General features: G+C 42.5%; 26 protein-coding genes. 18 read left to right on the top strand and 8 right to left on the bottom strand.

The window, feature by feature from the left end:
- Window positions 1-204 precede the first annotated feature (204 nt).
- Window positions 205-1,416, top strand: coding sequence for a glycosyltransferase family 4 protein (locus MSTHT_RS12895; protein ID WP_048168128.1), 1,212 nt, complete (start codon window positions 205-207; stop codon window positions 1,414-1,416).
- A 304-nt stretch (window positions 1,417-1,720) separates the two neighbouring features.
- Here MSTHT_RS12895 and MSTHT_RS12890 read toward each other — a convergent pair whose 3' ends face one another.
- The 3 genes from MSTHT_RS12890 to MSTHT_RS12880 all read right to left on the bottom strand — a co-directional run bounded on the left by MSTHT_RS12890 (window position 1,721) and on the right by MSTHT_RS12880 (window position 4,278).
- A complete protein-coding gene (locus tag MSTHT_RS12890; protein WP_048168127.1) occupies window positions 1,721-2,356 on the bottom strand; it encodes a DUF2150 family protein in 636 nt (211 codons plus the stop codon).
- A 74-nt stretch (window positions 2,357-2,430) separates the two neighbouring features.
- Window positions 2,431-2,880 (bottom strand): UPF0179 family protein, encoded by a 450-nt coding sequence (locus tag MSTHT_RS12885; protein WP_048168599.1) that lies wholly within the window; start codon window positions 2,878-2,880, stop codon window positions 2,431-2,433.
- Window positions 2,881-3,213: 333 nt separating this feature from the next.
- Complete coding sequence (locus MSTHT_RS12880; RefSeq protein ID WP_181952270.1) at window positions 3,214-4,278, bottom strand: NAD(P)-dependent glycerol-1-phosphate dehydrogenase; 1,065 nt, start codon at window positions 4,276-4,278, stop codon at window positions 3,214-3,216.
- A gap of 710 nt (window positions 4,279-4,988) precedes the next feature.
- On the opposite strand from MSTHT_RS12880, the gene MSTHT_RS12875 reads away from it, so the two are divergent.
- The 13 genes from MSTHT_RS12875 to MSTHT_RS12815 all read left to right on the top strand — a co-directional run bounded on the left by MSTHT_RS12875 (window position 4,989) and on the right by MSTHT_RS12815 (window position 17,789).
- Complete coding sequence (locus MSTHT_RS12875; protein ID WP_048168126.1) at window positions 4,989-5,846, top strand: DUF63 family protein; 858 nt, start codon at window positions 4,989-4,991, stop codon at window positions 5,844-5,846.
- Between the two features lie 91 nt (window positions 5,847-5,937).
- Window positions 5,938-6,672, top strand: coding sequence for a stage II sporulation protein M (locus tag MSTHT_RS12870; RefSeq protein ID WP_048168125.1), 735 nt, complete (start codon window positions 5,938-5,940; stop codon window positions 6,670-6,672).
- A gap of 340 nt (window positions 6,673-7,012) precedes the next feature.
- On the top strand, window positions 7,013-8,176 hold the full coding sequence (locus tag MSTHT_RS12865; protein ID WP_048168124.1) for a formate--phosphoribosylaminoimidazolecarboxamide ligase family protein: 1,164 nt from the start codon (window positions 7,013-7,015) through the stop codon (window positions 8,174-8,176).
- Window positions 8,177-8,518: 342 nt separating this feature from the next.
- Window positions 8,519-9,745 (top strand): translation initiation factor IF-2 subunit gamma, encoded by a 1,227-nt coding sequence (locus tag MSTHT_RS12860; protein ID WP_048168123.1) that lies wholly within the window; start codon window positions 8,519-8,521, stop codon window positions 9,743-9,745.
- Window positions 9,742-10,110 (top strand): PIN domain-containing protein, encoded by a 369-nt coding sequence (locus MSTHT_RS12855; protein ID WP_048168122.1) that lies wholly within the window; start codon window positions 9,742-9,744, stop codon window positions 10,108-10,110. Before MSTHT_RS12860 ends, MSTHT_RS12855 begins: the two co-directional genes overlap by 4 nt.
- A 58-nt stretch (window positions 10,111-10,168) precedes the next feature.
- Window positions 10,169-10,753 (top strand): DNA-directed RNA polymerase, encoded by a 585-nt coding sequence (locus tag MSTHT_RS12850; protein ID WP_048168121.1) that lies wholly within the window; start codon window positions 10,169-10,171, stop codon window positions 10,751-10,753.
- Between the two features lie 18 nt (window positions 10,754-10,771).
- Complete coding sequence (gene spt4, locus MSTHT_RS12845) at window positions 10,772-10,957, top strand: transcription elongation factor subunit Spt4 (RefSeq protein WP_048168120.1); 186 nt, start codon at window positions 10,772-10,774, stop codon at window positions 10,955-10,957.
- Window position 10,958: 1 nt separating this feature from the next.
- Window positions 10,959-11,546: a GTP-dependent dephospho-CoA kinase family protein gene (locus MSTHT_RS12840; protein WP_048168119.1), complete on the top strand. Its 588-nt coding sequence runs from the start codon at window positions 10,959-10,961 to the stop codon at window positions 11,544-11,546.
- Window positions 11,527-11,832 carry a 30S ribosomal protein S24e gene (locus MSTHT_RS12835; RefSeq protein ID WP_048168118.1) on the top strand — a complete coding sequence of 102 codons (306 nt, stop codon included), beginning with the start codon at window positions 11,527-11,529 and terminating at the stop codon, window positions 11,830-11,832. Before MSTHT_RS12840 ends, MSTHT_RS12835 begins: the two co-directional genes overlap by 20 nt.
- A 15-nt stretch (window positions 11,833-11,847) precedes the next feature.
- Window positions 11,848-11,997 (top strand): 30S ribosomal protein S27ae, encoded by a 150-nt coding sequence (locus MSTHT_RS12830; RefSeq protein ID WP_048109017.1) that lies wholly within the window; start codon window positions 11,848-11,850, stop codon window positions 11,995-11,997.
- A 428-nt stretch (window positions 11,998-12,425) separates the two neighbouring features.
- Window positions 12,426-15,461 carry a tetratricopeptide repeat protein gene (locus MSTHT_RS12825; RefSeq protein ID WP_048168117.1) on the top strand — a complete coding sequence of 1,012 codons (3,036 nt, stop codon included), beginning with the start codon at window positions 12,426-12,428 and terminating at the stop codon, window positions 15,459-15,461.
- A 122-nt stretch (window positions 15,462-15,583) separates the two neighbouring features.
- Window positions 15,584-17,221 (top strand): bifunctional N(6)-L-threonylcarbamoyladenine synthase/serine/threonine protein kinase, encoded by a 1,638-nt coding sequence (locus MSTHT_RS12820; RefSeq protein ID WP_048168116.1) that lies wholly within the window; start codon window positions 15,584-15,586, stop codon window positions 17,219-17,221.
- The gene (locus MSTHT_RS12815) at window positions 17,214-17,789 is read left to right on the top strand and encodes an XTP/dITP diphosphatase (RefSeq protein WP_048168115.1); all 576 of its coding nucleotides are present in this window, start codon (window positions 17,214-17,216) and stop codon (window positions 17,787-17,789) included. The genes MSTHT_RS12820 and MSTHT_RS12815 overlap by 8 nt, the downstream gene beginning before the upstream one ends.
- A 157-nt stretch (window positions 17,790-17,946) precedes the next feature.
- On the opposite strand, the gene MSTHT_RS12810 is transcribed toward MSTHT_RS12815, so the two are convergent.
- Complete coding sequence (locus tag MSTHT_RS12810; protein ID WP_231588099.1) at window positions 17,947-18,444, bottom strand: hypothetical protein; 498 nt, start codon at window positions 18,442-18,444, stop codon at window positions 17,947-17,949.
- Between the two features lie 307 nt (window positions 18,445-18,751).
- Here MSTHT_RS12810 and MSTHT_RS12805 point away from each other — a divergent pair, with 307 nt between their 5' ends.
- On the top strand, window positions 18,752-19,174 hold the full coding sequence (locus tag MSTHT_RS12805; RefSeq protein ID WP_197071751.1) for a hypothetical protein: 423 nt from the start codon (window positions 18,752-18,754) through the stop codon (window positions 19,172-19,174).
- On the opposite strand, the gene MSTHT_RS12800 is transcribed toward MSTHT_RS12805, so the two are convergent.
- The gene (locus MSTHT_RS12800; protein WP_048168114.1) at window positions 19,134-20,060 is read right to left on the bottom strand and encodes an IS5 family transposase; all 927 of its coding nucleotides are present in this window, start codon (window positions 20,058-20,060) and stop codon (window positions 19,134-19,136) included. The genes MSTHT_RS12805 and MSTHT_RS12800 overlap by 41 nt on opposite strands.
- Before the next feature lie 121 nt (window positions 20,061-20,181).
- Between MSTHT_RS12800 and MSTHT_RS12795 the strand changes: the two genes are divergently transcribed.
- Complete coding sequence (locus MSTHT_RS12795) at window positions 20,182-20,367, top strand: immunoglobulin domain-containing family protein (RefSeq protein WP_048168113.1); 186 nt, start codon at window positions 20,182-20,184, stop codon at window positions 20,365-20,367.
- Between the two features lie 40 nt (window positions 20,368-20,407).
- On the opposite strand, the gene MSTHT_RS12790 is transcribed toward MSTHT_RS12795, so the two are convergent.
- Complete coding sequence (locus MSTHT_RS12790; protein ID WP_082086848.1) at window positions 20,408-21,190, bottom strand: cyclase family protein; 783 nt, start codon at window positions 21,188-21,190, stop codon at window positions 20,408-20,410.
- 9 nt (window positions 21,191-21,199) lie between these two features.
- A complete protein-coding gene (locus tag MSTHT_RS12785) occupies window positions 21,200-21,385 on the bottom strand; it encodes a DUF362 domain-containing protein (protein ID WP_048168112.1) in 186 nt (61 codons plus the stop codon).
- Window positions 21,386-21,519: 134 nt separating this feature from the next.
- Between MSTHT_RS12785 and MSTHT_RS12780 the strand changes: the two genes are divergently transcribed.
- Together MSTHT_RS12780 and MSTHT_RS12775 are read left to right on the top strand one after the other, a co-directional pair.
- Entirely contained in the window at window positions 21,520-22,581 is a 1,062-nt protein-coding gene (locus MSTHT_RS12780; protein WP_048168111.1) for a radical SAM protein, read from the top strand.
- 187 nt (window positions 22,582-22,768) lie between these two features.
- Window positions 22,769-23,353: a metal-dependent hydrolase gene (locus MSTHT_RS12775; protein WP_048168110.1), complete on the top strand. Its 585-nt coding sequence runs from the start codon at window positions 22,769-22,771 to the stop codon at window positions 23,351-23,353.
- Between the two features lie 74 nt (window positions 23,354-23,427).
- On the opposite strand, the gene MSTHT_RS12770 is transcribed toward MSTHT_RS12775, so the two are convergent.
- A complete protein-coding gene (locus MSTHT_RS12770) occupies window positions 23,428-23,961 on the bottom strand; it encodes an acyltransferase (protein WP_048168109.1) in 534 nt (177 codons plus the stop codon).
- Window positions 23,962-23,973 lie beyond the last annotated feature (12 nt).

Below are 23,973 nucleotides of genomic sequence, written 5' to 3'. Positions count from 1 at the left end.
TTATGAGCATTTAGAGGCTTAAGGGGGGTACAAAATTATAGAAAAAACTGTAGCGACCAAAATTCAGTTAACCTGAGATTATAAGGTGATCGATAAGAGCTGAATTCTGCAAGCTGAAGAATGTAAAATTAAGAAGGTAAGGGGCAGCCTGTATTTTTCTTTACATCTTAACTCCCATTTTGACAAAAAGGGATAAGTGAGCCTATGAAAAAGTTTCGAATAGGAATGTTTAGTTGGGAAAGTCTGTATTCAATACGTGTAGGAGGGATCTCACCTCATGTATCCGAACTGTCTGAAGCGCTTGCAGCTGAGGGACATGAGGTCCACCTGTTTACACGAAACCGTGAAAATAAAGATGAATTAATCAACGGAGTCTATTACCATAAGATTGCCTGTGACCAGAGCGGGGGAATTGTAGAACAGATGGACCGGATGTGCGATGGTATGTACTGCCGGTTCATTGAAGTGAGAGAAAGTGCAGGAGAATTTGATGTGCTTCATGGCCATGACTGGCATCCTGTAAATGTTCTGTGCAGGATAAAAACTCAATTCGGACTGCCTTTTGTGTTGACGTTCCATAGTACGGAATGGGGACGCAATGGAAACCGCCATGGAGACTGGTGGGAAGCGAAGGAAATCTCACACAGAGAGTGGCTCGGAGGCTACGAGTCTTCGGAAATTATTGCAACCTCGACCGTATTGAAAGAAGAAATTAAACATATATACAATATTCCCGATTACAAGCTCTGGGAAATCCCTAACGGCATAAATGTGGGAAAAATAAAAAGGCAAATTGATCCAGGAGATGTGAAGAGGCATTACGGCATTCATCCATGTCTCCCGGTTGTGCTTTTCACAGGAAGAATGTCATATCAGAAAGGACCTGACCTGCTGGTAGAAGCTGCGGCTAAAGTTCTGAGAAAAAGGAATGCACAGTTTGTGCTTATAGGAGAAGGAGACATGCGCGCCCACTGCGAGAATAGGGCTCGGAAGCTTGGCATAGGTAATTCATGTAATTTCCTTGGATATGCCCCGGATGAAACCGTAATAGACTGGTTCAACGCCTGCGACCTAGTGTGCGTGCCCAGCCGGAATGAGCCTTTCGGGATTGTAGTGCTTGAAGCCTGGGATGCTAGAAAACCTGTAGTTGCAAGCGATGCTGTCACCCTTGTGGAGAATTTCAGAACAGGCGTTATTGCTCATAAAGAACCTTCTTCTATCGCATGGGGACTCAATTACGTCCTTGAAGGACTTGGTCGCAACAATATGGGAGAAAAAGGTTACGATCTCTTAAAAGAGCGGTACAACTGGAAAATTATAGCTAAAAAGACTCTTGAGGTGTATGCAAAAGTTATTGAAAGCATGAGTCTGCAGCAAGAAAAGTCAGTTGAAAACTGCGAAGTAAGAGTTAAGTAACATTAAAAATTTCGAACTGCTTAGTAAAGGCTTGGAATGCCTGGTTAAAAACTGGACCCAGGATGATCATGGTAGAAATCTGGATTTTGGACAGATTTCTATTAATATATCCAAGCTTTTATTAATATATCAAACTTTTATTAATATTTATTTTTTTAACTTATCGGTTCGAAAACAATTCTATTTTAACTGACTTTTGAGCCGTATTCGGCTCTGGGTCTGTTTTTATTTTTTTATAAATTTTCAAAGGACTTCCACAATCCTGAAAATTGGAAAGGGAATCCTTTGTTTGCAGGGGAAATGTTTAGATGATATCCTCTTCGTCCCCTTCTTCAAATTCTTTGTAACTATCGCTACCTACCATTGCAGCTGAAATGGAATCTATTCCATCAAGCCATTCTGCGACAATGCCATAGGGAAGGTCAGCCATAACCTCTTCGGGCAGGCTTTTTCCTTTTAGCACTAATGCACCGCATTGTGCAGTATAGTCAAGGGCAAGTTCAAGGTTGTCCGAGGCTTCAGCCTCAATTGCTAATTTTATAAGCTCTTCAATGTTGGCTTCCTCATCATAGTCGCCCATAATGTAGGATTCGAAGGCGACAAGAGCCCCCATAAGGGAGGTTTGTACTGACTCGATCATAAGGTCGATATCTTCGGAAATTGGTTCGACCTCGGCTAGCACAATGTCCCGGATCTCAGCCAGAATTTCCAGAGCTTTTTCTCTGGAGAGCATACCTTTTTCAAAGCGCGCGGTCACTTTCAGACAGGCAAGGATAACATCATCAACCATATTCACGAATACGGCACTTTCTTTTCCAGCTTCCTCTTCCGATTCTTTTATCTGGAATCCGCTCTCTTTTGCCCGTTCTAGCCAGTTTCCCCAGCGCTTTTGGGTATAAAATTCATAAGGGGGGACCTGGTTCATTTCCTGTTCAGGCACTTATAACACCGCTTCTAACCTTTTTCATTAATTAATAATCGAACTTACTATTACTAAAATATGTTCGTTTAGACTCACCAAGATAACTTTACCTTTTTCAGGGAGTAGTTGGCTAAACATCTGGAATCAAGGTTCTCGAAAACCTCTACAATTTTGCATTTATCGCCTTTTAAGAGCCCTTCTGGGTGGCAGATATCATACACCTCGCATTCTCTCTTTCCGCATTTTGGAGGCTCATACATGATTTTTGCTCCGTCCACTGCCTTTCTTGATTCCATTGTGGTAAGGATAGGAGCCCTGCTGACATCTACAGCAAGTACGCCGCTGTCATGCAGGAAGCACTCATGGAGATCCTTGCTTCTGATCCTCTCGATCCTGTACCTGCGTCCGGGCTCAAGGTTAAGGCAGGTGTTCTTCAGCCGGCATTTCTTGCATTCGGGCATTTCACCTTTAAATATGAATTCCAGCCCTTCCCTTGCAAGCCGTGATCCGATAAGTGTTATTTTGGTATCGCTTTCTGTCATAATAATTCTTCCATATTCATTTTCTTGCCCATTTCTCATGGGCATCTGGAACTTATCTGAGATAATTTGAAATTCGACATTGAGTTCTATGAGACAACTCTTTAATTGGGGGTCAGGTGACGGTTTAGTTGGAGATTAAGTGACTACTTTGACGGGAAGTTAATTTGGTACTGGTCGGAAATTAAGAGGTTAGAATTAACCGCATTCTTCTAACCAGGCTTATGTTAAATTAATCAGTTTTGAGCCAGTAATTCCGGAATGAAGCTCTGACCTCAAGTTCCGGTACTTTGAACAATAATTATTCTCGGTTTTGACTTGAATAAGAATAACTTTTCAACTTATGACCTTTGTGATCCTTGCGACTTTCTCAGCAGCCGAAGGAGTAAGACCACTCCCGAGAATTGTATAACGTTCAGGTCGAATGGTGTGTGCCTGTAACAGGGCTTCGATTATATATTTATCTTCTATGCCCAGTTCTTCAGCAGTTACCGGAGCTCCTATCTTTTTTAAGGCGTCCCTGATTTCCTGCCAGTTTCCACCATGAAGGTACATCATCATAATTGTACCGACCCCACACTGTTCACCGTGAAGGGCGGGTTTTGGAGCTATCCTGTCAAGAGCGTGGCTAAACATATGCTCTGAGCCTGAAGCAGGTCTGGAAGAGCCTGCTATACTCATTGCAACCCCGTTCGATACAAGAGCCTTTACCACAAGCCTTGCTGAAGTCTCATGCTCGGGTTTGATTGAATCTGCACAGTCTATAATGACTTGAGCAGCCATACGGGAGAGTGCTGCAGCATACTCCCCGAAGTATTCATTCCTTAGCCTGCTTGCAAGTTCCCAGTCAAGTACTGCCGTGTAATTGGAAATTATGTCTCCGCAACCAGCTGCAAGGAGCCGGAAAGGAGCTGCTGAGATAACCTCGGTGTCTGCAATAACAGCAATCGGAGACTGAGCCTGTACAGACGTACTTCTCCCGTTATCCACAATTGAGGCACGGGAGGATGCAATGCCATCATGAGAAGCTGCAGTTGGCACGCTGATAAAAGGAAGCTTAAGCCGGGTCGATGCAAGTTTTGCAAGGTCAATTGACCTGCCGCTTCCAACACCGAGAAGGAAGCTTGCCTCTACTTCAAGAGCCTTCTCCATAACCTTCTCAACCTCCTCAGTAGTAGCTTTGTACGTTATAACAGTCTCCGCACTAATTCCGGCAGACTCAAGAATGTTACAGACTCTCTTGCCTACAATATCCCTTGTAGTACTTCCGGTTACTATCAGCGCATTTCCTTTCAGTTTTAGGTCATTGCAAACATCTCCGACTTCCTCAAGCACACCATGCCCGACGAGCACATCTCTAGGAAGCTGCATCCATTTTGCGCTATTTTTGTCGCTGATCATTTCATACCTGCATAATATTCAATCACGATAGATGTTGAATTGGCTCTTATAAGCCCGGTATATATGAAGTCACAGATTTTAGATATCAGCAGACTGCAATATTTGGTAACATAATTTAATATGTTATTTTATGTCAACTTAATTAACTTAATATGTTACTTTAATGTGTTGTTTTAATATGTTATTTTAATATGCCGCTTTAATATGTTACTTTAATATGTTACTTTAATATGTTATTTTAATGTTAACTTAATTTATTTGCCTAATTCATTTACTTCAATTCATTAGTTTAACTTTTTATTAAACCCAGTACAGCATGTGTTCAGAGCTGATTGCTCAAGCATCGGCTTATCCCAAAGTTAACCTCGTTTCAGAACTGGTTAACGCAATTTTTTACTCCAAACTTATTTAAGGTCATTTCCATGTTTATATCATTATAATTTATATGTTCACATCACTATATTCCATATCCACATCATTATATTGTATAAGACTGTAATAGCACATATTATTATAAAAATTGTAATATACTGAATATAATCATTGTAACAACGTTATCCTCTGTTGAAGGTAAATCCCTCTGGAAGGCATATCTATCATTAGAACGAACAACGCGCACCGAAAAAGAATATTATCTTCTTGATTAAAAAAGTAAGTTCGCCTTATACACAAAATCATTTAGGACATTGTCATTTTGAATGAGTGATAAGATGAGTTTTTCAATAGATACAATATCACAGTTTATTAATACCTATTATCTTGACCCCATACGAGGTGATGAGGGATATAATATAGTAAATACTTTTACCTGGGCAGTAGTACTGGGCATTTGTATATTCGGGATTTACAGGCTGCTCGAGAAGCTTGAGGTGAAAATCACCCCTAAATTTATCATATCTCTCCTGCCTTTCGTACTTGCAGGTTCTTCCCTTCGTGTAATTGAGGATTCCCCTGCAGGTATCTTCCACCCACCATTTAGCTACCTTCTAATAACCCCCAACATTTACTTTTTGGTTTTTGCAATAACCGTAGGCTGCCTATGGATTTCCATCCGGCTTCAGAAAGCAGGATTGATAAAGGATTTTCATCTAATCTTCGCAAGTTTCGGACTCGCATGGTTTTCCGTAAATCTCATTACCCTCCTGTATTTTGAGAATGTGGTAGCCTCTTACGTTCCGTTATTTGTGCTCGGAGCAGGAATAGGGCTGACCTTTACCTTCTACCTGATTGCTAACCATTTCAAATCCTCGATATTTACCGATCCCCTGAACCTTTCAATCCTGATGGCTCATTTAATGGATGCTTCTTCAACCTATATAGGAGTGGATAAACTCGGATACTTTGAGAAGCATGTTGTGCCTGCCTATCTTATCGACCTGACAGGCACCGCATTGGTTATGTATCCATTGAAGCTTATTATCTTTATAGGGGTTCTTTACGTACTTGATACTCAGTTTGAGGATGACGAACGTTCCTCGAACCTGAAAGTGCTAATTAAACTGGTCATCTTGATTCTTGGGCTTTCCCCTGCAACCCGGAACACGGTCCGGATGATGCTGGGAATCTGAGAATGCTTAGGACCGTGACAATAACTGCTAATAGGCAAGCTTACATATTTGACCGGATTAAACAGGCTGAAAACTACTGGTGGGGATAGGTATGGAAAAAGAAGATTATAATTCAGAAGAAAGAAAAACAGATGAACAGAGAAAAACTCCTCTAGGAAAGATAGAACGGGAATATGTTGCAGAGGAAAAAGCCTTTATTCCAGGGAGCGTAACCGCAGAAACCTGGCACGATGACCGAAAAGATCCGAAAAAGGGATTTACAGGATATGTGCGCTTTATCTGGCCTTATGCGGCAATCATGGCAATTGTGTTTTTCGGGGCTCTGGTTACAGGTTATATCTCAGCTGCAAATTTCCCATCTATGGCTGATGCTCTCAGGGAAAGTTTCACTTCTCGTTTCGAGTCACTTCTGACTATGAACCCTTTTTCCATAATGTTTGCGATCTTTCTTAACAATGCCTTTGTAAGCCTGCTTTTCCTGGTACTCGGGCTGGCTCTGGGAGTTCTTCCAGTGATGTTTATCGCCTTCAATGGATATCTTGTGGGAGTAATCGCCTATCTGACAGCTCAAGAAAGAGGCACGCTTTTTATTTTACTCGCCCTTCTCCCACATGGAATACTGGAACTGCCTATGGTCTTCCTGGCTGCGGGCATAGGGCTACGACTCGGGTACCAGGTATTCTCTGCCCTTATAGGCAAGCCTACACAAATCAAAAAGGAGTTTAAAGAAGGGCTACTGTTTTATTTCCGCTGGATTCTGCCTCTTCTTTTCGTTGCAGCCGTAATTGAAACCTTCATTACGCCTCTTATCCTGAGTTTCATTTAAGAAAGCATCGAAAACTAAGAAAAGCTAAAATCCCGAAACCCAGAAAAGGTTCAAATATCTTTTCCACCCTATACTCTTCGGTTTTAAATCTTCACAGCATACCATTTCTTGTTATCTTTTTTCGACTTGATTCTCATCATAAATGATTACTTATATTAGAAAGGGTTTTAATAGGTAAAGCCGTTAATGGGGGAAACCTATCAGAATCTCTATTTCATAATACGCGGCAAATAACTCCAGATCTACATTACAAAAAACTCAAATCAAGCAGCAGGTTTGAGAAGTCATACTTATCACCTTTCATAAAAGGAATTATTTCCAAAGCCAAGGAACATCAGATATGATTGACAGGAAAGAAATTAAGGAAATCGTTGAAGGCTACTATGCTCACGCTGATAAGATAAAAATAGGAACAATAGCCTCTCATTCAGGACTCGATATCTGTGATGGTGCAGTTGAGGAGGGATTCAGGACTCTTGCTGTCTGCCAGGCTGGCAGGGAAAAAACATACAGTGAGTACTTCAAGGCGCAGAGAGACCCTTACGGAAAAGTAAAACGAGGAATTGTCGACGAGACCATTGTTTTCAAAAAATATAACGAGATTCTCCTGCCCGAAAACCAGCAAAAACTGGTTAATGAAAATGTACTTTTTATCCCTAACCGTTCCTTTACCTCCTACTGCAGTATAGATGATATAGAAGAAGATTTCAGAGTGCCTCTTGTAGGAAGCCGGAATCTGCTTCGGAGCGAGGAACGCAGTGAGCAGCAGAGTTATTATTGGATTCTGGAAAAAGCTGGTCTTCCTTTCCCGGAAAAAATCGAGTCTCCAGAGGATATCAACGAACTTGTAATGGTCAAACTTCCACACGCAGTAAAAAAGCTCGAAAGGGGATTCTTTACAGCCTCGAGTTACAAAGAATACCTGGAAAAATCCGAAGCTCTCATAAAACAGGGAGTTATTACAAAGGAAGCCCTTGAGAAGGCAAGGATAGAGCGTTATATCATAGGTCCTGTATTCAATCTTGACATGTTTTACTCCCCTATCGAACCGAAAATGAGCAAGCTGGAACTTCTTGGAATTGACTGGCGCTTTGAGACCAGCCTTGACGGGCATGTAAGGCTTCCTGCCCCGCAACAATTGACCCTGGCCGAACACCAGCTCACTCCCGAATACACGATTTGCGGGCATAACTCCGCAACCCTGCGCGAGTCTCTGCTCGAGAAAGTATTCGAAATGGGGGAGAAATACATAAAAGCTACACAGGAACACTACGCTCCCGGAATTATAGGTCCTTTCTGCCTGCAAACCTGTGTGGATAAGGATCTTAATTTCTATATTTATGATGTCGCCCCAAGAGTAGGCGGCGGGACCAATGTACATATGTCGGTAGGGCATTCTTACGGTAACTCTCTCTGGAGAAGACCTATGAGCACAGGGAGAAGGCTAGCCTTTGAGATCAGGCGCGCCCTGGAAATGGAGAAACTTGACGCTATCGTCACATAAATTTATTAAGGCTTTCCAGCATTAGTAATATGATTTGTGCAGGATATCGTAAACTTTAAAAATATCACCTTAATCTGCAAGCTTTAGACTGCGAGAGAAGAATTAATGGCAGACTTGTTCGGGATCTCTATTTTCAGGGGTTTGGAACATGGATTGGGCCGGGAAAACATTCCGGCCTGAGAATCTTGCTTTAATTTACAAGTTTAAATTACAAATCAAGTGAGTTCAGGATTGGAATCCTTAGACATACCGGAAAAGGGAATTCAAAGCTTTTATTGTACAGGTTCAGGATAAAGACCTCTTTATATCATATCACTTCATTTTACTGGAGGAAATTACAACTTGAGTCAGCCTTGTGTTAATATCGGCATGGTAGGCCATGTCGACCATGGAAAAACTACGCTTGTTAGAGCCTTATCAGGCATCTGGACAGATACACATAGTGAGGAAGTAAAACGAGGGATTTCTATTAGACTGGGGTATGCAGACGCCTCGTTCATGAGATGTCCCAAATGCCCTTCTCCCCAGTGTTACACCGTTGAAGAGACCTGCCCTAACTGCGGAGAGCAGACGGAAGAGCATAGGACTGTGTCCTTTGTAGACGCCCCGGGTCACGAAACCTTGATGGCTACTATGCTTTCAGGTGCCGCAATTATGGACGGGGCAGTCCTGGTAATTGCCGCAAATGAAGACTGCCCTCAACCCCAGACAAAAGAACACCTTATGGCACTGGACATAATAGGGATTAAAAATATTGTAATTGTACAAAATAAGATTGACCTTGTACCCAGAGAGCGCATTATCGAGAATTATCAACAAATAAAAAAGTTTGTTAAAGGCACTGTCGCGGAAAACGCACCTATAATCCCGATTTCAGCTCAGCAGAATATCAATATAGATGTCCTTATTGAGGCTCTGGAGACCGAGATTCCTACCCCTGTCCACAAAATTGACAGACCTGCCAGCATGCTGATTGCGCGTTCTTTTGATGTTAACAAACCAGGAGCTTCAATCGACGAGATCCAGGGAGGAGTTATTGGAGGCACTTTGACCGAAGGAGTCCTTCGCCCCGGAGATGAACTGGAAATAAGACCCGGAATTAAGGTTACCACCGAAGGCACTACAAAATGGGTTCCAATTATGACAACGGTTTCGTCAATCTTTGCAGGCTCTACAAAGGTAGAAGAAGCAACCCCAGGAGGTCTTCTGGCTGTAGGAACATATCTTGACCCCACACTAACAAAAGGTGACTCTTTAACAGGACAGATCGCTGGCAAACCCGGCACCCTTCCTGATACCAGGCACCAGTTCGTTATGGAATTACACTTGCTCGATAGGGTAGTGGGAGTTACAAGAGAAGAAAAAATCAACGAGATCAAGACCAGTGAACCTCTCATGCTTAACATAGGAACTGCAACCACAGTAGGAGTGGTTACAAGCGCACGGAAAAACGAAGCGCAGGTAGCCCTTAAGCGTCCGGTTAGCGCAGCCATCGGGTCAAGGGTTGCTATCAGCAGGAGAATCGACTCTCGCTGGCGGCTCATCGGAGTAGGAGTAATTAAGAGTTGAAAGTAATAATCGATACTAATGGATTTATGATCCCGGTTCAGTTCGGAGTGGACATCTTCGAAGAACTAAAAAGACTGGGATTTAACGAATTTTTTGTGCCTGAGGCTGTAGTATTTGAAATAGAAAAACTCATAAAACGGGAAAGAGGTTCGAACAGGGCAGCTGCAAAAGTCGCCAGATCCATGATGGACAGGTGCGAGCGTATAACTGATGCTACAGGGCCTGCGGATGACGTAATTCTCAGGCTGGCAAAAGAAATGGGAGCAGCCGTTCTGACAAACGATATAGAATTAAAGCGCAGGCTTGCTAAAGAAGGAATCCAGACCATCTCCCTGCGCCAGAAAAACAAACTGGACTTTGTCTGAAAGGTCATATTATTTTACAGGGCAGCATTGAATTGTTTGTATTACAGGTGATTAGCAGATGTATAAAATGATGAAACTCGTTGATACGGTTCGTATCCCCCCTACCTTATTAGGAGAAGAGGTGGAGCCTACTGTTAAAAACGCGTTAAGAGAAAAACTGGAGGGGCAGGTTGACAAAAAACTTGGCTGTCTCGTCGCGATTCATAAAATTGTCGAGATAGGAGAAGGGCACATCCTCGTAGGAGATGGAGCAGTATATTATGATGTAACATTCGAAGCAATAATGTTTGTGCCTGAGCTCCAGGAGATTATTGAGGGTGAGGTTGTTGAAGCCGTTAGTTTCGGAGTTTTCGTAGGTATTGGACCAATGGATGGACTGCTCCACGTCAGCCAGATTACGGATGACTTCATTTCATACGACGCCAAGAATGCAAGACTCGTGACAAGGAACGGGAACAAGTCCATTGCCGAAGGTGATCATGTAAGAGCCAGAATTGTCGCGGTAAGTATAAATGAGAGGGAACCAAAAGAGAGTAAAATCGGGCTTACGATGCGTCAAACTGCTTTAGGAAAATTGCAATGGCTTGAAGAAGCCCGTAAAAGAAAACAGCCAAGTGAAGCTGCTCCTGAAGGAACTGCCTGAAAAGGGAGAGGATTTATAATGGCAGAAAAAGTATGTCGACACTGCATGAGGGTCCTGGATGGGCAAACCTGCGTAGTCTGCGGAACTTCGGACCTTGCAGAGGAATGGAGCGGGCTTGTAATTATCCTGGACCCTGAACGCTCGGAAATAGCAAAAAAGCTTGGAGTTGACATTCCGGATAAATTCGCTCTGAAGGTGCGCTGATTTGAGTGTTCATATCGAGCTTCCAAGAGAACTTCGCCCGCTTATGAAAAAACCCCTGGGCACGCTTTACAGGGGTAAAGGCAGGGACACTATAGACAAATTTGCAGGAGAGCTTGGAAGCCCCACAAAACTTATATCCGTAGGGGATGTTACTACCTTCCACCTGCTTGAAGCCGGAATTATCCCTGATATCTGTATTGTGGACAACCGCACCAAAAGGAAACCAGTCTCCAGTGACGTGTCAGCCCGGACCATGGACAAAATTTACGACGAGATGTCCGTGGACAATCCTGCAGGAATAATTACCGACGAGTTGATTAAAACCCTTTGTGAAGCTTTTGCTTCGGAAAAGCCTCTGAGAATCCTTGTAAGAGGAGAAGAGGACCTGGCAACCCTTCCTGTAATCCTTCTGGCACCTCTTGGCGCTGTAGTCCTTTATGGTCAACCTGATGAGGGTGTGGTCTTTGTAAAAGTCACTGAAGAGAAAAAAGAGGAGATAAGAACTCTCTTTGAAAAACTCATCAGCAAAAATCAGAATTACGAATTGGATAAAATACGGAGAATTTTAGATGGACATAAGAATTCTTAAAGACAAGAATAATGTACTTTTAAATCGAAGGGAACTGGATTTCGTTGTGAAATATGAAGGTTCGACTCCTTCCAGAAGTGAAATCAAGAATAAACTCGCTGCAATGTTAAACGCCCCTGCTGAACTGCTGGTAATCCAGAGAATCAAAACTGAATATGGTATGCAGGAAGGCAAGGGCTATGCCAAACTCTATGAAGATGCCGACCGTATGAAACAGGTAGAACTGGACTATGTCCTGAAAAGAAATGCTGCCCCGGGCACGGAGACTGAGGGAGAAGAGGCTTAAGCGAGGTGCATATACATGGCAGTAAAAGATTACTATAAAGTCCAGGGCGACTCCGTAACTAGAATAAAACAGTTCTGCCCCAGGTGCGGACCAGGTACATTCCTCGCGGACCACAAAAACCGCCTCGCCTGCGGAAAATGCGGATATACCGAATTCAAGAAATAACCTGACTCAAGAGTAATTTGACTCTTTTTCAACTCGAACCACAGGAAGTTTCCTGTGGTTTTTTCACTCACCCGAATTCTGTAAGCCTTTTACAAGTCTCTTTAAAAAAGGCTTGAGCAAGAAGTTTGCTCTTAATTTCCTGCTTGCTCTCAATTTTCTACTTCTATCTACTCTCTAATTGTTTTTTACATTACTATAATTTTTTGTTTTCTCTTATTTTCCCGTTGAATTTCTTTTTCTATTTTTCTCTTATCTTCCCGTTGAATTTCTTTTCTGTCATAGACTGCCGGTGCTTTAGTTCAATGAGCCTGCAAATTAATGAGAGCAAAATCAGTAACTATCTTCTGTGTCCGTATTTATAATAGGCATAGTATATAATTAAATGAAATTTTAATTAACCAAATTTTACTCAAAGACTCCGAGGGCCTATGAATTCTCTTTATGCCAAAGCTTGGTACAGTAAAGCCCTTGCTCTTTTGAACCTGAAAAATCAGATTGGGTCAGAGGAAAATTTTGAAAGGGCACTTAAGGCTTTCGATGACGTACTTAAAGTAAACCCTGATGATAGTATTGCCTGGCAATACAGGGGAAATATACTTCGTTATCTTGACCGACCGGAAGAAGCTTTACAGGCTTATGACAAAGCTCTTTATTTTGACCCGGATAATATACCTGCCCGTTACCAAAAGGGGCTTACCTTCGGGTATCTTAATATGCCTGAAAAGGCACTTGAGGCTTTTGAAGGCGTGCTTAAAAGAGATGAGCAGCACGCAGGAGCATTGTACTACAGCGGGCTTGCTTTAAGACAGCTCTCACGAAACGAAGAAGCTCTTGAGGCTTTCACAAGAGCTGCCGAGCTTAATCCCGAGAATTTCAAAGCCTGGTATTATCTGGGGCTAACCCTATCTGCACTCGGTAGGAATGAAGAGTCACTTGAAGCCTACGGAAAAACACTTATGCTGGAACCTTCACATTCGGGGGCATGGGAAGGTGAAGCAAAAGCATACCTTGCCCTGGGAAGAAGAAGAGAAGCTTTGAGAGCATGTGAAAAAGCTCTAGAGCTCGAACCTGCATCTGCTGCTGCCTGGGAAATCCAGGGCAGAGTTCTCGAAGGCATGGGAAGGAAGGAGGAGGCTCTATCAGCTTTCGAAAAAAGCCTTATAATTGAGCCCAATAACGCAAAAAACAGGCTTGAGAGAGGCAAGCTTCTCGGAAGGTTGGGAAGGTGCCGGGAAGCACTTGGAGCATTTGAGAGTGCACTTGAGCTGGATAACTCTCTCATAGAAGCGAAAATTGGCAAAGGAAAAGCCTTGCTGGCTCTTGGCAGATACAAAGAATCCCTTAACGCTTTCGAGAAAACTCTTGAAATTGATCCTTCGAACCCTGAGGGATGGGAAGGGGCAGGCAACTGTTTACTGGCACTGGGCAGGCTTTATGAAGCTCTGCAGGCTTATAAAAAAGCCCTTTCCTCAGGAGCTGAAAGTAGCGGAATTTTTAGCGGGCTTGGAGAGGTATATTATAAGCTTGAAAAATATTCCAGCGCCCTCGCAAATTTTGAGAAAGCTCTCAAGCTTGAGCCTGAGAACCTTTTTGCGTGGAATGGAAAGGGAAACGCGCTCTGTAAACTTGGGAAATACAGGGAAGCCCTGGAAGCTTATGAGACGCTTCTCGAGCTTGACTACGAAAGTTTGCCGGCACGTTATAACCGGGGGGTTGCCCTTTCCCTGCTTAAACGTAAAGAAAAAAGCTCTGAAGAGATTCTTGAGAGTCAGCTTCAGAAAGCCTTTAAAAAGTACCTGGAACTGTCAGGGGAATTTCCTGAAAGAGAAATTGGAAGTGAAAACTGGAAATATCGGGGATTTGTTTTTGCCGAGCTTGGAGAATATAATGAAGCTCTCAAAGCTTTTGACAATGCCACGAATCCTGAAAATCCTTTTCCACAGATCTGGAAAGGAGTTACTCTCATATGCCTGAAAAAATATGATGAAGCCCTGAAAACTCTGGAAAACGCAGAAGAAGCTATTTATGCAGCTTCACAGATAGAAAAATCTACTAATAATGATGAAAACAAAGCTCTCAGGGTTTTAAATCTTCCTGGAACTAAATCCAGGCTGGTAATTCTCAAGATTGCTAAAGGGCTTGCTCTGGATTCCCTTGGCAGGTATGAAGATGCATTAAATGCTTTCGAGAGCGCAAGGAAGCTTGCTGAAGACGAAAAAATTGCATGTTGTGAAGAAGGTCTTGTTTTTGCGCATTGCGGAGAATGGGAAAAAGCCCTGAGAGTTTTTGATAAAATCCTTACCTTAGATCCTCAAAATACCCAGGCTTCGGTTATGAAAGCTTTTGCCCTCATAAGGCTCCAGAAGTTTGAAAAAGCTGTTGCAGTTCTCGAAAAGATAATAATAGACGACACAAGCTCGGATTTACCAGCCTGCCTGCTGGGCTTTGCCTGCTTCAAGCTGGAAGATTTTGAAAGAGCCCTCGAATCTTACAGGAAAGCAACTATTGCAAACCCGAAAAACTTCCATGCCAGAAACGGGCTTGCAGAGCTTTACTTCAGGTTGGGGAATAGCAGAGGCGCACTAAAAGAGCTTGAAGCCTCGATTTCGGAAGCTCCTGAGAATGCATTCTCAAGAAACCTGAAAGGAAGAGTAGAACTTGAGGAACAGGCCTATGAGGAAGCGCTTGAATCTTTCAGGAGGGCTCTTGCCCTGGATACAGACAACCGAAGATTGCTGCTCTGGGACGCATATGCGAGGTATATGTATGCTGAGGCTTTTCTTGAAGAAAATAGTGCGCGTTTCAGATATATGCTCCTTGCAGCTGCGGGAAAGCTTGAAAAAGGAGCAATCTGGCAGAGACCCGAAGATAATGAGCTGAAAGCTTATGCATTTTACTTCCTTGGCCTTTTTTACTACCGGGCACACTACTACCAGAAAGCTGTAGAGAGGCTTGAAGAATGTCTGAGGCTGGAAGCTCCGGCAGAGGTGAAAAAGTGTGCATCCCTGCTTCTTAAAAATATTCAAACTGGTCCTCTGAAACCTGCCTGGTGGGAATGGTGGCTTAATGCGAAAACGAATAGCCTGCTTAAAAAGATGAGTTTTGGGCTCATTTCCCTTTTTATAGCCGGTCTTCTGCTGTCCCATCCGGCAGCCTCAACCCTTCCTATCATCTCCTGGCTGGCTTCATATGTAAATTACATTTTTTCGCTCAAAGGTTATATCTCCTGGCCGATTTACAGCATAGAGTACATAATCTTTATCCTGTTTCTGGTTTCTATTCTGCTTCTGCCCGGACTCAGACAGGGCAGACCAGAAGAACCTGAGTTCGAAACTCTTACTCCTCCGCCTCCGAATCTTGATATTCCCGAATCCATACTTGAGGAGTTTGGTGAAAGACTTGAGAAAAACCTGTTCTCTCCTGAACCAATGGAAGAAAGCGTGCGAAAACTCGGGAACATTTGATACCTGGAGAAAGAAAAGTTTGAAATACAGGTAGATGTCCCGGAAAAGCAAATGTATATAAACTTTCTTCTGTATTATCGGAGGCAGTGACAGCAAAAAGGACTGGAAGGAGACCATAAGCCTTGAAAAACACGTTCATCCTTGGAATCGAAGGCACTGCATGGAACCTCAGTGCTGCAATCGTGACCGAGACCGAAGTTATTGCCGAGGTCACAGAGACCTACAAACCAGAAACCGGAGGGATCCACCCCAGGGAAGCTGCTCAGCACCATGCAAAATACGCAGCCAGCGTTATAAAAAGACTGCTTGCTGAGGCAAAAAAAAAAGGAGTTCAGCCTTCCGAGATTGACGGAATAGCTTTTTCCCAGGGTCCAGGGCTTGGACCGTGCCTGAGAACGGTCGCAACGGCAGCCAGAATGCTTTCAATATCCCTGGGTGTGCCCCTTATAGGAGTCAACCACTGCATCGCCCATATCGAAGTCGGTATCTGGAGAACACCTGCAAAAGACCCTGTTGTGCTTTACGTAAGTGGAGCCAATTCTCAGGTTATCTCCTACATGGGAGGTCGGTACAGAGTCTTTGGGGAAACCTTAGATATAGGACTTGGAAATGCCCTTGATAAATTTGCACGGAAAGCTGGACTGCCGCATCCCGGCGGGCCAAAGATCGAGGCATATGCAAAGAACGCAACCAAGTACATCCCGCTCCCCTATGTGATAAAAGGCATGGATCTTTCCTTTTCCGGACTTTCCACGGCAGCTAGCGAAGCCTTGAAAAAAGCTCCTCTTGAAGATGTCTGCTACTCTTACCAGGAAACAGCTTTTGCAATGGTCGTTGAGGTTGCAGAGCGAGCCCTTGCCCATACTGGAAAAAAGGAGATTCTGCTGGCAGGAGGAGTCGGAGCAAATGCAAGGCTTCGGGAGATGCTAAACGAGATGTGCGAAGCCAGAGGCGCAAAGTTCTATGTACCCGAGAAGCGTTTCATGGGCGATAACGGGACAATGATCGCATATACCGGGCTCCTGATGTACAAATCGGGCATCACTCTGTCCCTTGAAGAGTCGCGTGTAAACCCTAATTTCCGGACTGACGATGTGGAAGTAACGTGGATAAAGGAAGAAGAGATGAAAAAGATCCCTGAGGTCTCCCCTGAAACCTCACTAAAGATCGGGGAAATGCTAGATAACGGAGCCGAAGCTGTTGTTTACCTGGAAGAGGGATATGAAGGGAAGCAGGTACTTATTAAGGAAAGAATTCCGAAGGCTTACAGGCATAAAGAGATCGATGAGAGGATAAGAACCGAAAGGAACCGGACAGAAGCCCGCCTGATATCTGAAGCCAGGCGCAATGGGGTTCCTACACCGATTATCTATGATGTGGAAGATTTTAAGCTGAAGATGCAGTACATTGATGGAGTTCCCATAAAATATCTGATCACTCCTGAGCTTTCCGAAAAGGTGGGAGAGCTTGTAGGAAAACTCCATAGTGCAGGTATAGTACATGGGGATCTTACAACCTCAAATCTTCTGCTTGCGGGCGATAGGCTCTATCTCCTTGACTTCGGGCTTGCATATTTCGATAAAAGTCTCGAGGCAAGAGGGGTAGATGTCCATGTGCTTTTCCAGACTTTTGAGAGTACACACCACAACCACCGTGCCCTTACCGAAGCTTTCAAAAAAGGATACCGGAGTACTTTTATAGATTCAGAAGATGTACTCAAGCGTGTTGAAGAGATAAAAAAGAGGGCTCGTTATGCATAAGGTCGTGTTTGTTACAGGAAATGAAGGCAAGTTTGCCGAGGTAAGGGACATCCTTAAGCCTTTCGGGATTGAAGTAATCCAGGATAAAAACGGTTACCCAGAACTTCAGGAGGATGAGCTTGAGCCCATAGCAGCCTATGGCGCGCAGTACGCTGCAAATAAGCTGAAAATGCCTGCAATGGTAGATGATTCCGGAATTTTCATAAAAGCCTTAAACGGTTTTCCAGGCCCTTACTCTCGTTTTGTAGAGGACAAGCTTGGGAACTCGAAAGTGCTCAAGCTCATGGAAGGAGAAACCGACAGGACAGCTTATTTTAAAACTGTTATCGGGTACTGCGAGCCGGGAAAAGAGCCTCTTGTTTTTCCGGGTGTAGTTGAAGGGAAAATCGCTTATGAGGAAAGAGGCACAGGCGGTTTTGGATACGACCCTATTTTCGAGTACCAGGGCGTAACTTTCGGGGAACTCGGAGACGCCGAAAAGAATAAGGTTTCCCACCGTCGCAGGGCTATTGACAGCTTTCTGGAATGGTTTAAGGATAAACTTGAAAATCCTGAAAGTAAGAATTGACAGTAAGTTTTGATCGTAAAACTGGACAGCAGCCTTTGACGGTTTATCTTATGCAAAACCTATAGTAAGAATTGAGCACAGAGCACAGGTCTATAACTTTAGAAAGTATTACAGAAAGGATTGTTATATAAAATCCTTCCTCTTTTTCTTGCGCTTTTCATTCTTTCAGTCTATTTTTAATTAACCCGAGAGCCATATTGAGCTGATTAAGACCCAGTTTCAGGGCAATAGTGATGACCTCGTTATTCGAAATGTCTCTGAACTCTCTCTTGATTGCAAATAAATCCATTATGCACTGCTGATCTAGAACGAGCGGTCCCTCAAGCAGGTCCTTTGACGTCTTCACAGACGGTTCTTTTGAATCAGGTTCTAGCTTTTGAGCTTTAAACTCAACTTTCCGTGGTCTTGTCTCCATCCCATTTTCCGGTTTTTCTGCGGTTCCTGCGCTTTCAAACTCCTCTGGCTTCTCCCCGTAAAGACATTCCATTTGCTGGAAACAATGGGAAATGCAAACGTTCTTTATAAATTCTTCAACTTCCATACCACTTATGTCGGCATACTTTTTTATTTCGGCAAGCTCCTCCTCTGAAAAAGGTATACAGAGCAGGTTTTCATCACACTGTTCTTCTATCCCAAACCCTCCATATATTTCCATTGATTTCTGGTCTTCTGGCTTCTTACTTTAATTCGACTTCTATTTTACCTTTCCTTCAACTTGATTTTTTGCTTTATCCGTGAGTTATTTTTTTGTATTTCCTTCAGTAACTTCTTATTTTATCCTTCAATTATCTATTCTTTATATCTTCTATTGTTATGTTTTAATCTATTCTTATCCTTCAAGTTTTCCTTTTACCCTCGATTGTCGAAATAACCCATCAATCAAAGGCTAAATCCATCAATCAAAGGCTACCCGTTAAAAGATAAAGTAAAATTTTTTATTACGTATAGCATGTTAATCTTATATGAGGAGTCTTGCTTCAGATACCACAGCTGCAGACACTATCCCGATGAAATTAATCTTATATCTCGGATTGCTTGCAGCGGTGCTAATTCTGCTAATCCAATCCTGGAACACCGCTAATCCTGCTCTGGAAGAAGCACGAATTAAAGCCCAGGTTGAAGCCGCTTCCCTTGCCATTCTTTCAATTCAGGATGGGTATGCCCGGAACACTGCTGAGAGTCATAGTCCTGAGGGAACAATGTGTACCCTCAAGTTTACCCTTCCAGATTCAGTCAGGTACATCAGCTTTGGAGTGGATCCAGATCCCGATTGTAATGGGCAGCTAGGTGACTCGGAATGGATTCCTGAAAACAACACTATTATTTACCAGTATAAAAATGGGGTTAAAAAAAGATTATTTCTTGAAGGAAAAACGGCTCTGTAGAAATCCTTAATTTAATCCATAATAATTGTATTACTTTTTTGTTTATATTATAGACTATTAGTTTAACTTTTACTTCTTTTACTTGATTTCTAACCTTTCTTGCTCTTAATGTTTCTCCAAATTTTCTTTTTACAACAGATATTATTGTCTCTACTATATTCCTTCTATTGTATTTGATCTTATCAAAGTCTTTGTTTAATTGTTTTCTATATTTTCCGTTTATTCTCTTTCTTTTTCTTTCTCTCAAAGGTACTATTGAATCTGCTTTTATCTCTTCTCTTATTAGAGTATGAATTTCTTCGGAATCATATCCTTTATCCATCACATAACATTGAGACTTTCTTGACTTGTTTGATTGTCTTATCAGAGTCTTTGCATGCTTGACATCATGATCTGTTTTTTGGCTAATTTTCCATCCTAATATTACTTTTTTAATAGTGTCTACTGATATTGAAGTTTTAAGGAAGCTCCTTCGGAGCTTCCCTGTTCTCTTAGAATAATAATGACTTGCATAAGAACTCGTAAATCCTGTTGCATCAATTGCCGTAATGAGAACTTTTTCTCCATGTGAGTAAAATAGTTTTAGAGTTTTTGACAAAATTAGGTTAAACAATGAAGAGGGAATTCTGGACACAAACTTTTGAAGAGTAGTGTAATGAGGAACCTTATCAAGGTCAAGTTTTTCCTTTATACTGTTCATGAGGTCAACAAGTTCTACAAAGTCACGGTAGTCTGTACTTATATACTCCTTCAATAAAACAAGAACAAGAAGCTGATGTTGAGTATAAACACGTTTGGAATATTTGCAGGAGTAAAGGTTCAGTCTGGAAGACTGAACCGTTTTAAGACTGAGATCAATAAATTTAATATACTTATTTGATGACAATAGCAATTGCTCCTTTGTTTTTTGTGTGGACAAAAAAATTAAGGAGCATTTTTACAATTTTATTTTTATAATTTTTGGGTAAAAACAGAATTTAGAGGATTTCTACAGAGCCGGAAAAACGGTGAATTTTATAAAAGGCGAAATAGACTCCCAGGGGAACTGGATGCTTTCAGGAAGCCAGAAAAGCACCCAGATACCGATAACCCATGAAAAGATGGGGGTAGTAATCGAGTACCCAGTTTCAGGAGATTTCCCCTTCGAACTGGTCATGCAGAATGGAGTAAGGTATACCATGTCTCATTTTTAAAGGGCATCAGGAAGTCAGAAACAATAAACCAGAATAGAGATCAAGAGTAAGGAAGTAATATGGCTCTTGCGGGCGCTCCGTCGCAGTTCTCAATTCTCAAGGGAAGGCAGAGGAAGAAATAGATCCCAGCCTCAACGAAGCTGAGTTCAAGGCATTCTACTATATTCACGTTACCTGAAAGAAGGATATGATGGGCAGGTAGGGTTTCCGCAGAAAGGCTGTCTACGGAAAGGCTATCGATTCCGATAGTCCTGAACCCTTTTTCCACAATCCAAGCTGCTCCGCTTTCATCAAGGTATGCAGAACCAAATTTTTCTTTCCGGGATTCTGCATCCTGAGACCCTGACTCTGCATTATGCAGATTGACCTCACCTTCATTTATTTGTTTTCTGGAAAAATTTCCAGTTTTCAAAAGAAGAACGGAAATATTCTCAGGAGCAGCTGTATTACTGAAATCTTTTTCAAGAATCTCAGCAGTTAGTGCACCTGTTACTGAAGAAAAATCAAGAATAAGCGCCGTACCCATGAGATTTTTGAGTTCCAGTTTGTCAACAGTCAGGCCGTTTTCCAGGATGTGAGAAGGGGCGTCGACATGAGTACCGGTATGGCTTCCAAAACTTAACCTTGATACGGCACAACCTTCATTTTCAAGCGTACAGATTTCCTCAATTGCAGTTACTGGGTCCCCCGGGAAAATCCGCGTTAAAGGAGAGATCGGGGTTGTAATGTCTATAATTTTTCCATTGAATATTTTCTCAAGATCAACCTGTGTTTCTTCAATACTGATAGGAACCCCTTTCGCGCCAGCCGGACTTTTTTCCATACTAACATCTCACTCCATATAAATGATAGCCCTGTTAGTGCACTCGTCTATGCATTTCATACATAGGGTGCATTTTTCAGTATCAATCTTTGAAAGCTCGTTCTCCTCGTAAATTGCGTCCACAGGACAGATATTCTTGCATTTTCCGCACCTTTTACAGCCGAAAACTACGACGTATCCAGTTTTTTCTGACATCTGCAGACCTTTAGCAACCTATAAATATATCATTTTCTCAGCTAAACCCTTCTTAGTGAAGTTATTTTCATACTGATACACTGGAGAGTCAAAAACAAGCCTTATATAGAAAAAAAGGATATGCAGGTTCAGGTATGGAAAAGATCATTGAAGACAAAACCGGCTCTTTTTATAGTTATCTTTCAGATGGGTGCAGACTCTGTCAGGAGGGTGCCAAAATGGTGCTCTTCTTAACAGGCCTCTGCCCTAAGAGCTGTTTCTACTGCCCACTTTCCCATGAAAGGCGTGGAAAAGACCTTGTTTTTGCGAATGAGAGGTCTATAAAAAACGATGAAGATTTATTAAAAGAAGCGGAGTTGATGAACGCTCTCGGGACAGGGATTACAGGGGGAGAGCCCCTGCTGAAAACCGGGAGAGTTTTGCACTACATCCGACTACTCAAGGCTACTTTCGGAAAAGAACATCACATCCATCTATATACTTCCCTGGCTCCTAGTAGACAGACTCTTGAAAAACTCGCAGATGCAGACCTTGATGAGATCCGTTTACATCCGCCACAGGACTGCTGGGAGGATCTTAGAAATAGTCCGTATGCAACTGCCCTGCAGAATGCAAAAGAACTCGGAATCGAAGCCGGAATCGAGATTCCTGCTCTTGAGGGAGCAGAAAAAGTCGCAGCTTTTGCAGAAGAAATGGAAGTTTTCCTTAACCTGAACGAACTGGAATTCTCAGATAACAACTCCGATGCTCTTCTGAGAAAGGGCTTTTGTCTAGAGTCCGACACATCCAGCGCAGCTGCAGGGTCCTGTAAATTTGCCAAGAAGGCAATGCCTGTATGCAGAAAAGTTCATTTTTGTTCCTCGATCTACAAGGACGCAGTCCAGCTCCGCAACAGGTTTAAGCGGATTGCAAAGAATACCGCAAGAGAATTTGACGAAGTCACCGAGGATGGTACCCTTGTATATGGGATAATCGAAGGGGGAGACCAGAAACTTGCAGAAAAAACCCTGCAAGATATGGAAATCCCTTCAGAATTCTTTGAGATAAAAGACGGAAAAATCGAGGTAGCCTGGTGGGTACTTGAAGAGTTCAAAGAAAACTTTAGAGAAGAACTGGGACCTTCGGGATCGAGGCTTCTGATTATTGAAAGATATCCATTCGAAGACGGATTACTTGTAGAATTAATTCCTCTTTAAGGCACTCTCCGTGCAAATAGACTGGCAGGAAAATCCATTTCTTAATACCACTATTCCCTTCATATTATTTTATACATGTACACTTTTTCTCTCACAAATCCTATAAAAAATATTAAATAGTTTGGAAGCAAATTTAGTCTAAAGTTCATAAAATTTTTTATTCACAGGAAATAATAAGTGTTCGCTTATGCCTTATCCAGTAGTACATGTTTTATTCTTCGTATTCTGTGTCAGCGCAGTAGCAGTCTACGCTACTGTCAGATCATTTTTTCGAGGGGAGCTTTCTCTCAAAGGCTCAAAGCATTTACTACCGCTACTATTCGTAGGCAGCGTATGCTCATTATTCCCAGACATCATGATTGTTCACAGCCTTCTAGTATATGGTACTATGGAACATTGCTGGGCTGGCCCGATTCCAACACATTCACTTCTATTCAGTCTTCCTGCAGTCCTGCTAGGGATAGTCACAGGGTACATTATATATAGGGAGCCTAGAAAAGCAATACATCTCGGCCTTCTTGCAGAAGCTGCCTTTGTTTCACACCTATTGCTGGACGACATCAGTGAAGGAGGCTGTGAGTACCTTTATCCGTTATATGAGAAAGATATCAGCGTGTTCTCAATGCTTGATGTAAGTTTTATGAGAACAGGACTTCTCGATTACCTGATGACATCTTTTGTATCGGTCTTTCTAATTTGCTCCGTAATAATGATGGTACTTTTTGCCCTGAGTGAATATGGCTTTGAGCTAAAGTACAGAGCAGAAAAATAAAAACATGAAGACCTGGATAATCGAAAAAGAGATCAAGAGAAAAGTGAAGAAATAAAAGAGCGAAGGTGTTCAAATCAGGTCTTAAGTTCACCTACACCTTCGAGTTTTTTCACAACCCTGGCAGGATAGCCAAGAGCAAGACTATTTGGAGAAATACTGCGACTAACTACGGATCCGATACCGATTATTGAGTTATCCCCAATCTCAACCCCCTGAGTAATTATACATCCTGGATTCACACAAACTCCCCTTCCTATTTTTATGGGAGCCATAGTTCTCGGGTATGCCTGCCTTGTAGTCAAACTGCCTCTTGTATGAGCAGACAGTATGCAACGGTCGCCAATCTCAGAGTAATCCCCTACTGTAATTAACTCAGGGTGAATCCTATCAAAAACCACGTCATAGCCGACATATACATTCCGCCCTAGATTTACACCCCGCATCCTGTGAAATGCTGCCCTCCAGGAAGGAACAGGAGCGCTTGAAGCAAGCCGCTCCAGAATCCAATTTTTAAAATATTTAATTCCAAAAAGGAGTTTATTGCTGTGATAATGGTCAGCTATTTCGCCAAAGGTTACTTTGTCTCTATTGGATACTAAAGTAGTCATGCTAATACCCCC

Source organism: Methanosarcina thermophila TM-1 (genome assembly GCF_000969885.1).
In the GTDB taxonomy this organism is placed as follows: domain Archaea; phylum Halobacteriota; class Methanosarcinia; order Methanosarcinales; family Methanosarcinaceae; genus Methanosarcina; species Methanosarcina thermophila.
The sequence above is the reverse complement of the archived record's forward strand: the minus strand, read 5'-3'. Positions and strand labels throughout refer to the sequence as shown.

Bases quoted from the DNA above. Each gene is read 5' to 3' on its own strand.
- MSTHT_RS12815 (WP_048168115.1), top strand. From the start codon at position 17,214: ATGCATAAGGTCGTGTTTGTTACAGGAAATGAAGGCAAGTTTGCCGAG.
- MSTHT_RS12805 (WP_197071751.1), top strand. From the start codon at position 18,752: ATGAGGAGTCTTGCTTCAGATACCACAGCTGCAGACACTATCCCGATG.
- MSTHT_RS12895 (WP_048168128.1), top strand. From the start codon at position 205: ATGAAAAAGTTTCGAATAGGAATGTTTAGTTGGGAAAGTCTGTATTCA.
- MSTHT_RS12825 (WP_048168117.1), top strand. From the start codon at position 12,426: ATGAATTCTCTTTATGCCAAAGCTTGGTACAGTAAAGCCCTTGCTCTT.
- MSTHT_RS12775 (WP_048168110.1), top strand. From the start codon at position 22,769: ATGCCTTATCCAGTAGTACATGTTTTATTCTTCGTATTCTGTGTCAGC.
- MSTHT_RS12885 (WP_048168599.1), bottom strand. From the start codon at position 2,880: ATGACAGAAAGCGATACCAAAATAACACTTATCGGATCACGGCTTGCA.
- MSTHT_RS12870 (WP_048168125.1), top strand. From the start codon at position 5,938: ATGGAAAAAGAAGATTATAATTCAGAAGAAAGAAAAACAGATGAACAG.
- MSTHT_RS12850 (WP_048168121.1), top strand. From the start codon at position 10,169: ATGTATAAAATGATGAAACTCGTTGATACGGTTCGTATCCCCCCTACC.
- MSTHT_RS12830 (WP_048109017.1), top strand. From the start codon at position 11,848: ATGGCAGTAAAAGATTACTATAAAGTCCAGGGCGACTCCGTAACTAGA.
- MSTHT_RS12880 (WP_181952270.1), bottom strand. From the start codon at position 4,278: ATGATCAGCGACAAAAATAGCGCAAAATGGATGCAGCTTCCTAGAGAT.
- spt4 (WP_048168120.1), top strand. From the start codon at position 10,772: ATGGCAGAAAAAGTATGTCGACACTGCATGAGGGTCCTGGATGGGCAA.
- MSTHT_RS12875 (WP_048168126.1), top strand. From the start codon at position 4,989: ATGAGTTTTTCAATAGATACAATATCACAGTTTATTAATACCTATTAT.
- MSTHT_RS12790 (WP_082086848.1), bottom strand. From the start codon at position 21,190: ATGGAAAAAAGTCCGGCTGGCGCGAAAGGGGTTCCTATCAGTATTGAA.
- MSTHT_RS12810 (WP_231588099.1), bottom strand. From the start codon at position 18,444: ATGGAAATATATGGAGGGTTTGGGATAGAAGAACAGTGTGATGAAAAC.
- MSTHT_RS12865 (WP_048168124.1), top strand. From the start codon at position 7,013: ATGATTGACAGGAAAGAAATTAAGGAAATCGTTGAAGGCTACTATGCT.
- MSTHT_RS12780 (WP_048168111.1), top strand. From the start codon at position 21,520: ATGGAAAAGATCATTGAAGACAAAACCGGCTCTTTTTATAGTTATCTT.
- MSTHT_RS12785 (WP_048168112.1), bottom strand. From the start codon at position 21,385: ATGTCAGAAAAAACTGGATACGTCGTAGTTTTCGGCTGTAAAAGGTGC.
- MSTHT_RS12770 (WP_048168109.1), bottom strand. From the start codon at position 23,961: ATGACTACTTTAGTATCCAATAGAGACAAAGTAACCTTTGGCGAAATA.
- MSTHT_RS12835 (WP_048168118.1), top strand. From the start codon at position 11,527: ATGGACATAAGAATTCTTAAAGACAAGAATAATGTACTTTTAAATCGA.